Here is a 14731-nt window from a genome sequence, read left to right as displayed (position 1 = left end):
TCCGCCCGATCCCCACCTTCCCGGCCCCGCCAAAAACCTCGAAATACATCCCTCGCCGCCCACCACCGGGTGCTGACTAGTCTTTTGAATTCCTGGCGACCATCGGTAAGGTCTGCCCCTTCTATATACATATAAAGTATGCATAATGAAGCCATTCGAAATTCAGTTCCACAAGGCAAAGAACGCAGCCAACAAACTCAAGCACCAAGGCATCAGCCTCGCAGAGACTGAACCGGTATTCCATGACGAACGAGCGCTGACCATCGAGGACAACCACCATGATGAACAACGCTGGATCACCCTGGGGCTGGATGCCAAAGGCCGTTTGCTGGTTGTCGTGTATACCCACCGCGATCCGGATTTCGTTCGAATTATTTCCGCGCGCGTCGCCACCAAAAGCGAGCGCCGCCAGTACCTGGAGGCATGACCGATGAAAGACGAATACGATTTCAGCAACGCCAGGCGCGGGGCCGTGGTGCCCGCCAAAGGCAAGACCCGCATAACCATCATGCTCGATGACGCTGTCATCGAAGCCGCCCGGGCTCTGGCGGAAAACGAGGGGTACGGCTACCAGACGGCGATCAACAATACCTTGCGCCGAGCCTTGCTCAACGAAGGCAAGCGCGCGCACCTGAAGCAACCCCTGACCCCTGCCGAACTCAAGGGCCTGGAGCAGAAACTGGCAGAGGCCTTGCGCGAAATCCAGCGGGTGATGGAGCCGGGACTCCGGCCCTGAAACACCAAGGGCCGATCAATCGGATCAGCCCTTGGTGATATCCAGGATCAGCCAGCTACCGGGGTGCAGTGATCAATCGTTCCAGCGTCCGCGCCAATTGCGCCTGTTCCGATACGCGAATGCCGAACTCGCTGCCCAGCAGGCCAATCAGTTCCTGAACATCCGTCACCTCCCGCCGCTCGCTGTCATGGTCAATCCGGTGAATCGCGAAGCTGCCGTTGTTGAGCGTGCGCCGCCATCCCTCCCCGGTGCGCGCCACCATCAACTGCTTGACGAAAGTCGACTCGGGGTGGGTCGAGACGTACCAGTTGCCCACAGCGAAATCGATGTCTTCCTGGCGTTGCAGGTCGAAGATGTACATCGCTCGCCATTCGCCCGCGACGTTGGCGCGCAGGGTAAAACCATCGACGTGCAGGTCGATGCGATACGACTCGTGCGGGGTGGGTTGTTCGGCGCGAGTATCAAGCAGCAGGGGCGCGGTCGGCACCATGCCGCCGAAGCCGACGTCGGTGATGTAGCGCACGTCATTGATGATGACCAGGCTCAGGCGATGGGTCCGGGCCGTCCAGGCACCCTCCGGCTGGCCCATCACCACCCGGCCGCTGATGGCACGGGCGTCAAAACCCAAATCCTGAAGCAAGGCCAGGAACAGGTTGTTGAGTTCGTAGCAGTACCCGCCACGACCATCGTGCAAGACCTTCTGCTCGATGGACGGCAAGTCGATCAGCACCGGTTCGCCGGATAACGTGGTGAGGTTTTCAAACGGGAAAACGCCGGTATGGCGCAATTGCAGCTGGCGCAAGGTTTCCAGGGTCGGTGCCGGAGGTGCATCGAAGCCCAGGCGTCGCAGATACAAGACAAGGTCGGTCAGGCGTGGCTCGCTCATCGTTCAATCCTTTTGCACGCAAGCGGCGGATTGTTCCGCCAGTGGCCGCTATGTATACGGGATCAAGCACTGTCGCCGACAATTGATTTAGCCAATCACCCGGCATGAAAAAACTCAACGCCGCTTGTGCGAGCCCAATTGAATCCAGGTCGGCGCGTGGTCGCTGGCATGGGGCTCGTTGCGCACCCACGCATCCACCCCGGCGTCTTGCAGATACGGACTCAGGGCCGGGTTGAGCAGCAGATGATCAATGCGCAGCCCCGAGTTTTTCTGCCAATGCTGGCGAAAATAATCCCAGAACGTGTAGAGCCGGTCCTGCGGATGCAAGTGCCGCAACGAATCGGTCCAGCCCTGGTCCAGCAACCGCTGGTAGCACTCGCGACTTTCCGGTTGCAGCAAGGCGTCCTTGAGCCAGGAGCGCGGGTTGTAGATGTCCAGGTCGGTGGGCACCACGTTGTAGTCGCCCGCCAGCACCACCGGATGTTCGCTGCCTTGAAGTGTCTGCGCATGACGGATAAGCCGTTCGAACCACGCCAGCTTGTACTCGAATTTCGGCCCCGGTTGCGGGTTGCCGTTGGGCAGATACAGACAACCCACCAGAACCCCGTGGACAGCGGCTTCCAGATAACGACTGTGGTTGTCGCTGTCATCGCCGGGCAATCCGCGTCGGCTTTCCAGCGGCTGCGCATCCCGCGCCAGGATCGCCACGCCGTTCCAGGACGCCTGCCCCTGCCAGATGGCGCCGTAGCCGGCCGCCTCAAGTTCAGCCGCCGGGAATGCGCTGTCCACCGCCTTCAACTCCTGCAGGCAGGCGATGTCCGGTTTTTCCCGCTCAAGCCAGGCCAGCAGATTCGGCAGCCGTGCGCGCAGGCCATTGACGTTGAACGTGGCAATCCGCAGTTTCTTCATGAATGGACACTCCTGAGGGCGAGATGCCTGACGTGTGACAGCAGCACGTTTCGGAGGTTGCGTCACCAATCTCGGGGGCGTAGACCCTTGAGCGTAAGCTGGAAGATGATGGCCGGCGCTGAGACAGCCGCTCGTCATCCGGTCAGCACCAACCGCGTGCCCCGTCACACCAACATCAGGTAACGACTCACTCCGGGAGACGACCATGATGAACATCAGAATGACTTCGTTGCTCTTGGCCGGATGCTTGTCGGCAACGTCCCTGGCCACCTTTGCGGCGTCCGGCGATAGCCTTGGCACGCCCGGTACGGCACCCGGCGCAACCCGCAATTCAACCCTGCTGCCAGACAACAACCGCCCCAGTGCCCCCTCGGGAAACAGCAGCAGTCGCGGCCCCAGCTCCTCAAGCGGCACTACCGGCGTCAATGGTCCGGGCAGTGGCGCGGGCGGTGGCACCGGTGCGCCCGGTGGCGGAACCGGCGGAGCTGGCGGCGGAACGGGTAGCTGGACAGGCCAAAGCCGCCAATGACCTGCAGTCGTTGAGGGTCTTGGTCGCCCGAGGCTTGCATCGGCTTGACCGCCGGCGGGTTCGGCAGCGCTAACCGAACTCTATACGATCAATCGAGCCTGGTCCGGGAGACAGACCATCGGCAGCAACGGCACTTCAGCGGTCGGAGCGCATCAACGCCTCGACACCACCGGCCATCGACAAGGTTGCCACGCGGTTTCGCCCCGAATGCTTGGCCTGATACAGCGCCGCATCCGCCCGCTCGACAAACACATCCATGCTGTCACGCCCCGACGGCACAAACGAATAGCAACCGAGGCTGACCGTCACGTAGCCGTTGGGCGAGCCGGTGTGACTGATGTGCCTGTCGATGACGCTGCGGCGGATATGCTCGGCAATCGTCATGGCGCCATGGATGTCGGTGTCCGGCAGCAGCACCGCAAACTCTTCGCCGCCGTAACGCACCGCCAGATCGGCCTTGCGCTGGCAGCAACTTTTCAGCGCGCGCGCCACTTCGGCCAGGCAGTGATCCCCCACCACGTGGCCGTAGGTGTCGTTGTAACGCTTGAAGTAATCGATATCGAGCATGATCAGGCTCAACGGGCTGGCCTGCCGGGCGCCGCGCCCAAACTCGACGTCCAGCGCCCGCTCGAACAGTCGGCGGTTGGCCAGCCCGGTCAGGCTGTCGTGGGTGGCGATCAGTTCCAGCGCTTGCTGGGCCCTGCGCAAATCCGACTCGACCCGCTCGCCAACACGCACCTGATGCAGGAACACCCACCCGAACAGCCCCACACCCAGCAGCACCACGGCAACGATGAGACTGGAGCGAAACGCCGTGTCGTACCAGCCCGCGAGAATAGACTCCGTGGACGACGCAGCAGCGACCACCAGCGGATAGCCCTCCAGCTGTCGGTAACCGTACATGCGCGTCACACCATCAATGGTGGACGCGAACATCGCATTGCCGGAGGTGGCCAGCGGCAGGAACTTCTGGAAGATCTCGCTCTGGGCCAGCGAAACGCCGATCTGCGCCTCTACAAAAGGCCGGCGCGCCAACAACGTGCCATCGGTCAGGCCGAGAAACATCGAGCCGTTGTCGTCGAGGCTGAAGCTTTTGAAGAACTGGTCGAAGTACGACATCTTGATGCCGGCCAGCAATACGCCCTGGAAGTGCCCGTTCCTGTCGTTGACCCGCCTGGAAACCGGAATGATCCACTCGCCGTTTTCCCGACTGCGGATGGCCGGGCCGATATGCGCCACCGACGATACGTTCTGCTGGTGATACTTGAAGTACTCGCGATCGGCGACGCCGGGACCCCGGGGCAGGTTTTCAAACGAGGTCACCACCCACTGGCCCTTCTGGTCGAACAGCAGGATGCCGTGCAATTGATCCAGCGCCAGCACCCGCCGGGCGAAGGTCTGCTGCAAGCGTGGCCGCTGGTCCGGGCCGAAACCATCGACCTGAATCCAGTCCACCAGGCTGGTCAGCACCAGGTCGGCCTTCATGAAGGTATCTTCGGCTTGCTGCGCCATGGCCCGCGTCAGGTTCGAAGACGCCACTTGCGCAAGGCTCAGGTCGTGGCGACGGGACTGTTCCAGTTGCAGGTAGAGCAAACCGCACAGGCACAGGCACACCGTCGCAATGAACAATACCGCGGCCTTGCGCAGCGGTATGCGTTTCAATGCGATGCCAGGGGTGTGGTCCAGGTCGTTAAAGCGCGTGGGCAAAAATTCATCCTGTCGGGGGCAAGGCATGGGCAACAACCCAAAGCCCTCAGTCTTCGTGGGGCGTAGTTTACGGGGTTATCCAGGACAAATGGGTGGCCACTTGCCCAGCGGTATCACGCCTGCCCTGCCTGAGCTGCGAACATGACCCAGGGCAAACACTGCCTGCGCATCAACGAGCTACGATTAGACAGACCTCAATACAGGGAATCGACATGAACAAAGCAGACGAGCTCGCTGCAAAATTGAAACAGACACGGCTGACCAGCGCGGATCAGGCGATCGATGGCTGGCCGGGCCTGGTCTACGAACTGTATCAGCGGATAGAAACCTGGCTGCTGCCCTTGACCGAAGCGGGCCTGGTCCTGCGGCGCAACCCCACCCACGTGTTCGAGAGTCACCCCGGTGGCGACGCTTACGACTACGCCATCGACCAGTTGGTGATCACCGGCAACGAGCACAGCATTACCTTTGACCCGGTTGCACGCTTCACCACCGATGGCGAGGGGCGGGTCGAAATCCACACCGCAGGCAATGAACTCGCCCTGTTGCGCACCGTGGATGAACACGGTGAAACACACTGGTGGCTACAAACGATCGAGCAAGCCACCGCGCAGGCAGATGCGGTGGCGCTGACTGAAACCGATCTGCTTGTGGTGGTGCAACAAGGGTTGGCGCTGTAAAAAGGGCACCCACCGCAAATCCACAATGCCCGGTGTTATTCGTTACTGTTGGTTCTGCCCCGTCACCACCAGCGGTATCTCTGCACGACGCAAGTCCAGGGCCGGCAACTTCGTAGGCTGACTCAAGCCCTGCAGTACCCGGGCATCGTAATCATAAATGTCGGGCTTGAACGTCACCCGCCCGTCATTGCTCAAGTCCACGGTCCAGTAAGCCAACAACACTGGCACTTTCACCGGCAGCAGGACGTTCTCGGTCCGGCCATTGGCCAATTGCTTCTGGATGCCGGCGCTGTTCCAGCGCACCGGGTCGTTGAACAACAACTCGACCAGTTGCAGCGGGTTTTCCACGCGGATGCAGCCTGAACTGGTGGCCCGGACCGTTTTGGCAAACAGTTCGCGGTGCGGCGTGTCATGCAGGTAAATCGCATAGTCGTTGGGGAAACGGATGACCACCTGCCCCAGCGAACTGTCGGGGCCAGCATCCTGACGCAGGTGGATGCCCCGCGGGTTGCTCCAGTCGACACTCGACGGATCGAGCACATTGCCTTCGCGATCAAGCACGCGAATCCGGTTGGCCGCCAGATAGCCCGGATCGTTCTGGACTTTTGGAATCACGTCCTGCTTGAGAATGGTCGGCGGCACGGTCCAGGTCGGGTTGAACGTGATGTAGGTGATTTCGGCCTGGAATACCGGCGTACTGCGCACCGGTTTACCGACTTGCACCCGCGAACGCCAGATCGGCAGACCGTCGCGGTACATCGCCACCTTATAGCCGGCGATATCGACGATCACGAAGGTGCCCTGAAGCTTGTACAACAGCCACCGGGCGCGCTCCATGTTGACCCGCACCTGATCGATCCGCGCCGCGACCGGCACGTTCAGTGCCGCCAGCGTCGCCGCCCCCGCCACGCCATCGGCCCCCAGGTATTGCTCGGCCTGATATTTCTTCACCGCGGCAATGACCTTATCGTCGTAGCCGGCTTTTTTCGACAGGTGCGGGTCCAGGTAACCGCCCGCCACCAGGCGCGCACGCAGTTGTGAGACCGCCACCCCGTCCATACCGGGCTTGAGCGATTGACCTTCGGTGACTTTCGGCCAGCCGCCCGCATCCTGGACCTGACGCAACCGGGCCAGGCCTTCACGCAAATTGCGGTAAATCTCTTCCTGAGGCGGTGCATCGGCGAATGCACGCGCCACGTCGTGGGCATCGAGGGCGGCAAACAGATTGTTAATGTCTTCGTGGGCATCGCCGCCGGCAGGTTCGAAATTCCAGTGAATGTCCAGCCGCGACGGATCGACCTTGCCCCGTCGCAGTTGCAGCAGCGCGGTGATGAAGGTGCGGGTCGCCGCCATGTCGAACATCGCCCGTTGCGCCGTGGATGGCATGGCCGCCACCAGCGATTCATGGGCCTGGGCCAGTTCGGCTATGCGGAAATCCGATGGGTTCAGGCCGTCGATCCGGGTGTCTTCGAGGCTCTTGAGCAATTGCGCCACGTCACGATCGTCCGTCCACGCGGCGCGATAGTTGCGATGCATATAGAAATCCAGCACCACCCGGCTGACATCCACACGCTGATGGCGCCTGGAGGTGAGCAACGGCGGAAAGGCCGAGCGCAGCGGTTCGAGCGTCGCCTGAATCGCTTGGCCGACCGCGTCGTCGGGCGCCGCGGCATCGATTGTGCTGCTCGGCGCAGATACCGGCTCAATCGGCGAAGTTTGCCCAAACGCCGCACCGCTGATCAGAAAGCCCATAAAAAATATGCGGCTTATGACGAATGACCTTGTTAATTGCACCATGGATAATCCTTAATCCTCCGTTTCAAACGGCTAGCTTTCCACTCGCTGCTAGACTCGAAATTATCATGATGAGACCCGACTATGGCGCTAAACCGCTTTGGCCTTTTATTTGCCATTTTACTGACGTGCCTTTCAGTAACGTCAGCCTACGCCGATTCGCTTGAAAACGCGCTGGTCAAAGCAGCACCCGGCGCCGACGCCAAAGTGATTGCCCTGGCCGTTCGCGCCACCCAATGCAGCCGCGCCCAGGGTGTCGCCCCCGCCCAACGACTGGCGGTGATCGATTACTCCCTGCCCTCGACCGAACAACGCCTGTGGGTCTTCGATCTTAAGCGGCGCAAGTTGCTGTTTCACGAACTCGTCGCCCATGGTCGCAACAGCGGTGAAAACATGGCCACGCTGTTTTCCAACCGCAACGAAAGCCACGCCACCAGCCTCGGCCTGTTCCGCACCCAGCAAAGCTACCTCGGCCAGAACGGTTACTCGTTGCGCATGGAAGGCCTGGAGCCCGGCTTCAACGACAACGCCTTTGACCGGGCCATCGTCATTCACGGCGCGCCCTATGTCAGCCCGGTGCTGGCCCGCGCCAATGGCCGTATCGGCCGCAGCCTGGGTTGCCCCGCCGTCAGACCGGCGATTGCCCATCGGCTGATTGATTCGATGAAGGACGGGCAGTTGCTGTTTTCCTACTACCCGGACCAACGCTGGCTGAAGTCGTCGTCCTACATCAACTGCGGCGGCGACACCGTGGCCTCGAGGGAAAAGTCCACTTCAAGCCAGAAAACGACGCCCAACCTGTCAAAACTGTAATCTTCGCCTCAGCCTGCTGAAAGCACCGCCCGCTAGACTAGTCGACAAGTTCAACAGGCTGACGGGCGGAACACACGGCATGCACTCCCACACTTCAAGACGCACCTTCGTCAAAGGCCTGGCCATCGGCGGGCTCTTCGGCGGCCTCGGGTTATGGCGCACGCCGGTCTGGGCGATCAGCAGCCCCGGCGAACCCCAGGTGCTGGCCGGTAATGATTTCGAGCTGTTCATCGGTGAATCCCCGGTCAACTTCAGCGGCAGCCCGCGCACCGCGATGACCATCAACGGCGGCATCCCCGGCCCGCTGTTGCGCTGGCGTGAAGGCGATACGGTGACGCTGCGGGTGCGCAACAGACTCAAGGACAACACCTCCATTCACTGGCACGGCATCTTGCTGCCGGCGAACATGGACGGCGTGCCGGGGCTGAGCTTCAAGGGCATCGAGCCCGGCGGCATGTACGTCTACCAGTTCACCGTGCGCCAGAACGGTACCTACTGGTATCACAGCCATTCGGGGTTCCAGGAACAATCCGGGGTCTACGGCCCGCTGGTGATCGACGCCAAGGACCCGGAGCCGTTCCAGTACGACCGCGACTACGTGGTGATGCTCAGCGACTGGACCGATGAAGACCCGGTCGGCCTGATGAAGACCCTGAAAAAACAGTCCGATTACTACAACTTCAACAAACGCACCGTGGGCGACTTCATCCACGACGTCAGCGAAAAAGGCTGGGGGCCGACCGTCGCCGACCGCAAGATGTGGGCCGAGATGAAGATGAACCCCACCGACCTGGCGGACGTCGGCGGCGCCACTTACACCTACCTGTTGAACGGCCAGGCGCCGGATTCGAACTGGACCGGGGTGTTCCGCCCGGGGGAAAAGCTGCGGCTGCGCTTCATCAACGGCTCGGCCATGAGCTACTTCGACGTGCGCATCCCCGGCCTGAAAATGACCGTGGTCGCCGCCGATGGCCTGCACGTCAAACCGGTGAGCGTCGACGAGTTTCGCATTGCCGTGGCGGAAACCTTCGACGTTATCGTCGAGCCGACCGAAGCGGCCTACACCCTGTTCGCCCAGGCAATGGATCGCACCGGCTACGCACGGGGCACCCTGGCGCTGAAAGCGGGACAGGTTGCGCCACTGCCGCCACTGGATCCGCGCCCCCTGGTGACCATGGAGGACATGGGCATGGGCGGCATGGACCACGGCAGCATGGCAGGCATGGATCACAGCAACATGCCCGGCATGCAGTCCCACCCGGCCTCGGAAACCGACAACCCGCTGGTGGACATGCAAGCCATGTCCACCTCACCGAAACTCGACGATCCCGGCATGGGCCTGCGCAACAACGGGCGCCGCGTGCTCACCTACTCCGACCTGCGCAGCACCTTCGAAGACCCGGACGGCCGCGAACCCGGCCGCACCATAGAGCTGCACCTGACCGGCCACATGGAAAAATTCGCCTGGTCGTTCAACGGTGTGAAGTTCTCCGATGCAGAGCCCCTGCGCCTCAAATACGGCGAGCGCCTGCGAATCGTGCTGGTCAACGACACAATGATGATGCACCCCATCCACCTGCACGGCATGTGGAGCGACCTCGAAGACGAGAACGGCCAGTTCATGGTGCGCAAACACACCATCGACATGCCACCGGGCTCCCGGCGCACCTATCGGGTCACTGCCGATGCGCTCGGCCGCTGGGCCTACCACTGCCATCTCCTGTACCACATGGAAATGGGCATGTTCCGTGAAGTTCGCGTGGAAGAATGAGGTGCACCCAATGATTCGATTCACCCCGTTTTTTTTGGCCCTCGCGACCTCGACGGCGATGGCCGCCAGCGATGACATGCAAGGCATGGATCACAGCCAGATGAACCACAGCCAGATGCAGGGCATGGACGACAATCAGATGCAAACCATGGACGAGGGCCAGATGCAGCCCGCCGCCCCCAGCGAAAGCCGTACGCCGATCCCGGTGCTGACCGACGCCGATCGCGCGGCGGTGTATGCCGATCCCGCCGGCCACCACGTACATGACAGCACGCTCAATTCATTCTTCCTCGCCGACAAACTGGAATGGCAGGACGCCGATGACGGCAGCACCCTGGCCTGGAATTTGTCCGGTTGGGTCGGTGGCGACATTGATCGCCTGTGGCTGCGCTCCGAAGGCGAACGCACCAACGGCGTGACCGAGGACGCGGAAATCCAGGCCCTGTGGGGCCACGCCATTTCCCCGTGGTGGGACGTCGTCAGCGGCGTGCGCCAGGACTTCAAACCCGGCGCCCCGCAAACCTGGGCCGCGTTCGGCGTGCAGGGCATGGCGCTGTACAACTTCGAGGCCGAAGCCACGGCCTTCATCGGCGAAGGCGGTCAGAGCGCCGTGCGGCTGGAAGGCGACTACGACATCCTGCTGACCAATCGGCTGATCCTGCAGCCGACCGTCGAACTCAACGCCTACGGCAAAAACGATCCGCAACGGGGCATCGGCTCGGGGCTGTCCAACACCGAGGCGGGTTTGCGCCTGCGCTACGAAATCCGCCGGGAATTCGCGCCCTACCTCGGCGTGACCTGGAACCGCACCTACGGCAACACCGCCGACTACGCCAACGACGAAGACGAGGACCGCAGCGAAACCCGCCTGGTGCTCGGTATTCGGATGTGGTTCTGAACAGACTCACCTAAAATCAACAACAACCGCTTCAAGCGGTAAAGGACCTTGCATGCGCATCATCAAACCCACCGCCGTCGTTATCGCGTTGCTCAGCGGCCTGCTCATGAGCACCCTCGCTCAGGCACACCCCAAACTGCTCGCCTCCACCCCAGCGGATGGCGCGGAAGGTGCGCCACCCGAGAAGATCGAACTGCACTTTTCGGAAAACCTCGTCACCCAGTTTTCCGGCGCCAAACTGCTGATGACCGAAATGGCCGGCATGGCCCACGCCCCGATGCCGGTCAAGGCCAAGGTCAGCGGCGGCAGCGATCCGAAAACCATGTTCATCACCCCGACAGCCCCCCTGGCTGCCGGCACCTACAAGGTCGAATGGCGTGCGGTGTCGTCGGACACCCACCCGATCACCGGCAACGTCACCTTCAAAGTGAAATGATCGATGAGCGACTCGGCCAACGTCGTGCTGCGGTTTGTGTTGTATGTGGATTTGATGCTGTTGTTTGGCGTGGCGCTGTTCGGGCTCTACAGCCTCAAGGGGCAGGAACGGCTATCCGGCACCGTGTTGCCCTTTCACCGATTGTCGACGGCAACAGTCGGGCTCGGCGCACTGCTGTCCATCGCCGGCATGGTGCTGATGGTCCGCGCCATGAGCGGCGAATCAGACGTCACCGAGTTGCGCCCTCACCTCGAAATGATGCTGTCCGAGACAGACATGGGGTTGGCCTGGGCCGTGCGGATGATTGCGTTAGCAGTCGCGGGTTTGGCGTTGATGCTCAACCCTCGCGCCCCCGGCATCAACCTGGTGATCGCTGCCACGGCCGGCGGCATCGCCCTCGCCAGCCTGGCCTGGAGCGGGCATGGTGCCATGGACGAAGGCAGCCGCCGTTTCTGGCACTTTACAACGGACATCCTGCACCTGTTGGCCGCCGGCGCCTGGCTCGGTGCGCTGCTGGCGTTTGCGTTGATGGCGCAACCCCGGGCCCTGCAAACCGAAGCACACATACGCTTGTTGGCTCGCGCAGTCAGGCGATTTGAGCTTGTCGGCGCGCTGGTCGTTCTGATCATCACCGTCACGGGCGTGGTGAACTACCTGTTCATCGTCGGGCCGAAACTCGATGAGGTTTTACTCAGCCAGTACGGAGTTCTGCTGGCGATCAAAGTGCTGTTGTTTGCCGGGATGCTGGCGTTGGCGGCGCTGAACCGCTTTCATCTTGGTCCCTTGCTGGAGCGGTCGTTGCGGGAGGGCCAGTATCGCGTGGCAGCCCATGCGCTTCGGCGCAGTGTGGTGGTGGAAATGGCCGCGGCGTTTTTGATTGTGGGGTTGGTGGCGTGGTTGGGGACGTTGAGTCCGGAAATGGAGTGAGCCATCTTTAGGGGGCGTTGATTTTTCATAGCGGTGAAAAAACGGCACCTTCCGGTGCCGTTCGAATTTCGCAGTCCTGCTTTAACTTATCTTGCCCAGTGTCCCGGCCTTGTCACAGAGGTCCATTTGGCTATGACGGGAAATGCCGAGGGCTGTTTTAAGCTTGAGGTGATAGCCCCAAATATCACTCCAACTTCATCAGCCCATACGCAATGAATCCCCAAACAGCAATGCCTACCAGCATTACCGCTTTGATTTTCAAAAGACGCTTTAGATGTGGGGGAAAGTTTTTAATATCCTCGGGGTCCAGCTCGCCAATGCGGATTGAAACCCTTGGCATAGTCACCATCCCGGCGATTTTTGCTATTAGCAAGAGGCCCCCAAACCACCCCTGCTGCCGCAAACCTGGCCCCCAGGTGTGGACATAACGACTATTTTTTAAGGCCTCCAGCATGGCATCAAGGTAACGCCATCTGAGGTACAGACTGTATGCAGTGCTCGCAATGGCCAGCAAGATCGGACCGGCTAGAAGCCAAAAAGCTAGCCAAGACATCCAAAAACCCTTTCCCATCATGGATGGGTTTTCTCGTATAAAATTTCACCCATTAACTCACCTCCATCCCCCATATAAGTCGTACCCACCCATGCTCCAGCACCTATCAAGGTCGCGACGCAGACAACTCCTCCAACTCCGGTAGATACTCCAAGTGCCAGACAGATAGGTCCACTGACATATTTACCTATCTCTGCACCCGCAACGCCACCAAAGGTGGACCCAACAAACTTTCCTCCCTCCGTAAACCTGACCTTCTCGCACGCAGTTCCAGAGTCACCAACACAAACCTCCTGAATAGCCAGCAACGACGAAACTCCGCCAATGCCAATCCCGATGTAACCACCGGTGCTCATGTACTTGGCAGCCCGACTGATTGCATTCACATGAGTGGAATACCCTGGTATCTGCCCCGGCGCCCCGGCCTTGTCCCAATGGTGCACCAGGCTGCGACTGGAAATGCCGAGCGCCGTCTTCAGCTTCGGGTGATCGCCCAAGGTAGTCTGGCCACGCAGGCGAGTGGAGTTCAGCAGATGAGCATCGAGTTGGGCGAGCAGCCGCTGGCGCTCGGCGAAGAACTGCGGCGACCGCAGGTGGCCATGCTGACGATAGCTGTCCTGATGCAGGCGCTCCATGGCTTGCAGGGTGTCGCGCAATCGGGTCAGGTGTTTTTCCATCACCACCGCGCTGACGCCAAGCCAGGTCGAGGTACGGCCGGTAAAACTGGCGATTTCAGCACCGTGGCGGAACATGAATTCGGCTTCGTCCGGCGTCAGGGGATCGAGGGCCAACTTGACCTGCTGCGCGGCCTGCATCAGTTGCGCTTCCTGATAGGTGCAGGAGTGGTTGTTCGGGTCGCCGAGCACGATCAGCGAACCGGCCTTGATATCGCCTCGCTCAGGATTGAGCGCTCGAAACTTGCGCATCACGACGGCATCGGGTGTGGCGAACAGTGTGGCCTCCATGGCCTCGCGGGTCATGCTTTTGGGCACCACATAGAAGCCCGGTTCTTGAGGTTCCGCGCGGGCGAATATCGCAGGCGCTGGAGGGTTCGAAGGGGCGAAACCAGGCTGGCGTGGCGCGGCCGGTTGACTGGTTGCCGCACTGGAAACGGGTTGCACAACGCTCCTGCCCGTTCGCGGTGCAGAATTGGCGCTGCGATAGGTCGCCGTGACCATCGAAGGGATCAGCCGGGCTTTGCAGGGGCAATCGCTATGACTGTCCAGCGTGCCCGCCAAGGCTTTGCCATGACTGATCATGTACGAAATGCCACCCACGATCTTGTAAGTCTTGCCATCCTTGCCACAGCTGACTCGATCACCTTCGCGGGCATGGGCGATACCGAACATCATGACGCCGGTATGACCATCCAGGACTTTGCCACCACAGGTAGTCTTGTCATCCAGACCAATGAAATGTCCCTCGTTCATTGATGTTCTTCCTGCTTGATGGAGGGCAGAAAATCCTCGGCCATCGCTACACCTTCACGTCCCACCAACAAACAACCGCCTTGCAAGGTGTTGATGATCTCGTCTCCATTGCAAAGACGACTGCCGACCAGCGCCACATCGCTATTTCCTTGTCCCGCGCCCGTGACGATCTGCGCCGTACGCCCATCGGCGTACACGACGTAGTCGCCTTTCTGTGCCGCCCGTACTTTCTGGCCGCTCTCTAATGTGAACTCCAGGTGAGCAACTCCCTGCTTGATCACCCCGCCATCGCGGGTTTGACTGCCCTCAGTCGCGATTCGGTAAATGGCGTGAGCGGGATGAGCTTCCATGTATGCCTGCCCCTGGCGAACAACTGCCAAAGCTTCGTCGCAAAAGTGCGCAAGTCGCTCTTCAGTGAAATTTGGGGCGTCAAGACTGCGGAGAAATTCAGGAGAAACTTCGTTGGTATACAAGGGGTGCACAGGTGCATTCATTTGCCACTTCCTTATCGTCATCGGTTTGAGTTGCCTTCCCTCTCGGCAGAAGTGCTGAGCAAAGAGAAGATTGGACGACGACGAATAAGACGGTGGAGTGCGTGCTGAAAGCAATACACTGGCATAGCCAAATGAACGAATAGGAATTTTCGCAATAACCAACAACCC

16 protein-coding genes are annotated in these 14731 nt (G+C 60.6%); 9 read left to right on the top strand and 7 right to left on the bottom strand.

What is annotated here, in order from left to right:
* The first annotated feature begins 145 nt into the window (after positions 1-145).
* Positions 146-427 carry a BrnT family toxin gene (locus ACM6G4_RS23670; RefSeq protein ID WP_056722121.1) on the top strand — a complete coding sequence of 94 codons (282 nt, stop codon included), beginning with the start codon at positions 146-148 and terminating at the stop codon, positions 425-427.
* Between the two features lie 3 nt (positions 428-430).
* Positions 431-736, top strand: a complete 306-nt coding sequence (locus ACM6G4_RS23665) for a BrnA antitoxin family protein (RefSeq protein WP_414914734.1) — start codon at positions 431-433, stop codon at positions 734-736.
* Positions 737-791: 55 nt separating this feature from the next.
* On the opposite strand, the gene ACM6G4_RS23660 is transcribed toward ACM6G4_RS23665, so the two are convergent.
* Complete coding sequence (locus tag ACM6G4_RS23660; protein ID WP_414914733.1) at positions 792-1622, bottom strand: arylamine N-acetyltransferase family protein; 831 nt, start codon at positions 1620-1622, stop codon at positions 792-794.
* A gap of 114 nt (positions 1623-1736) precedes the next feature.
* The gene (locus tag ACM6G4_RS23655) at positions 1737-2531 is read right to left on the bottom strand and encodes an exodeoxyribonuclease III (RefSeq protein WP_056722114.1); all 795 of its coding nucleotides are present in this window, start codon (positions 2529-2531) and stop codon (positions 1737-1739) included.
* Between the two features lie 205 nt (positions 2532-2736).
* Between ACM6G4_RS23655 and ACM6G4_RS23650 the strand changes: the two genes are divergently transcribed.
* Positions 2737-3060 (top strand): hypothetical protein, encoded by a 324-nt coding sequence (locus ACM6G4_RS23650; protein ID WP_223542397.1) that lies wholly within the window; start codon positions 2737-2739, stop codon positions 3058-3060.
* A 135-nt stretch (positions 3061-3195) separates the two neighbouring features.
* Here the strand turns inward: ACM6G4_RS23650 and ACM6G4_RS23645 are convergent, their stop codons facing one another.
* Positions 3196-4794 (bottom strand): diguanylate cyclase, encoded by a 1599-nt coding sequence (locus ACM6G4_RS23645; RefSeq protein ID WP_414914732.1) that lies wholly within the window; start codon positions 4792-4794, stop codon positions 3196-3198.
* A 185-nt stretch (positions 4795-4979) separates the two neighbouring features.
* Here ACM6G4_RS23645 and ACM6G4_RS23640 point away from each other — a divergent pair, with 185 nt between their 5' ends.
* Positions 4980-5447, top strand: coding sequence for a hypothetical protein (locus ACM6G4_RS23640; protein ID WP_056722110.1), 468 nt, complete (start codon positions 4980-4982; stop codon positions 5445-5447).
* Positions 5448-5489: 42 nt separating this feature from the next.
* Here ACM6G4_RS23640 and ACM6G4_RS23635 read toward each other — a convergent pair whose 3' ends face one another.
* On the bottom strand, positions 5490-7244 hold the full coding sequence (locus tag ACM6G4_RS23635) for a L,D-transpeptidase family protein (protein WP_414914731.1): 1755 nt from the start codon (positions 7242-7244) through the stop codon (positions 5490-5492).
* A gap of 81 nt (positions 7245-7325) precedes the next feature.
* Here ACM6G4_RS23635 and ACM6G4_RS23630 point away from each other — a divergent pair, with 81 nt between their 5' ends.
* The 5 genes from ACM6G4_RS23630 (at position 7326) to copD (ending at position 12086) form a co-directional block, all read left to right on the top strand.
* Positions 7326-8054 carry a murein L,D-transpeptidase catalytic domain family protein gene (locus tag ACM6G4_RS23630; RefSeq protein ID WP_056722106.1) on the top strand — a complete coding sequence of 243 codons (729 nt, stop codon included), beginning with the start codon at positions 7326-7328 and terminating at the stop codon, positions 8052-8054.
* 79 nt (positions 8055-8133) lie between these two features.
* Positions 8134-9825 carry a copper resistance system multicopper oxidase gene (locus ACM6G4_RS23625; protein WP_223542393.1) on the top strand — a complete coding sequence of 564 codons (1692 nt, stop codon included), beginning with the start codon at positions 8134-8136 and terminating at the stop codon, positions 9823-9825.
* Positions 9826-9835: 10 nt separating this feature from the next.
* The gene (locus ACM6G4_RS23620; protein WP_414914730.1) at positions 9836-10723 is read left to right on the top strand and encodes a copper resistance protein B; all 888 of its coding nucleotides are present in this window, start codon (positions 9836-9838) and stop codon (positions 10721-10723) included.
* Positions 10724-10775: 52 nt separating this feature from the next.
* Entirely contained in the window at positions 10776-11159 is a 384-nt protein-coding gene (gene copC, locus ACM6G4_RS23615; protein WP_056722101.1) for a copper homeostasis periplasmic binding protein CopC, read from the top strand.
* Positions 11160-11162: 3 nt separating this feature from the next.
* Positions 11163-12086 (top strand): copper homeostasis membrane protein CopD, encoded by a 924-nt coding sequence (gene copD, locus ACM6G4_RS23610; RefSeq protein WP_414914729.1) that lies wholly within the window; start codon positions 11163-11165, stop codon positions 12084-12086.
* A gap of 184 nt (positions 12087-12270) precedes the next feature.
* On the opposite strand, the gene ACM6G4_RS23605 is transcribed toward copD, so the two are convergent.
* The 3 genes from ACM6G4_RS23605 to ACM6G4_RS23595 are packed head-to-tail and all read right to left on the bottom strand — an operon-like array spanning position 12271 to position 14563.
* Positions 12271-12639: a hypothetical protein gene (locus tag ACM6G4_RS23605; RefSeq protein ID WP_223542390.1), complete on the bottom strand. Its 369-nt coding sequence runs from the start codon at positions 12637-12639 to the stop codon at positions 12271-12273.
* A 17-nt stretch (positions 12640-12656) separates the two neighbouring features.
* Positions 12657-14069, bottom strand: a complete 1413-nt coding sequence (locus tag ACM6G4_RS23600; protein WP_056722095.1) for a PAAR domain-containing protein — start codon at positions 14067-14069, stop codon at positions 12657-12659.
* Positions 14066-14563: a hypothetical protein gene (locus tag ACM6G4_RS23595; protein WP_223542389.1), complete on the bottom strand. Its 498-nt coding sequence runs from the start codon at positions 14561-14563 to the stop codon at positions 14066-14068. The genes ACM6G4_RS23600 and ACM6G4_RS23595 overlap by 4 nt, the downstream gene beginning before the upstream one ends.
* Positions 14564-14731 lie beyond the last annotated feature (168 nt).

Source organism: Pseudomonas sp. IT-P258 (genome assembly GCF_949767825.1).
Classification (GTDB): domain Bacteria; phylum Pseudomonadota; class Gammaproteobacteria; order Pseudomonadales; family Pseudomonadaceae; genus Aquipseudomonas; species Aquipseudomonas monachiensis.
Note: the sequence above shows the minus strand (reverse complement) of the source record. Positions and strands in the feature narration are given on the sequence as shown.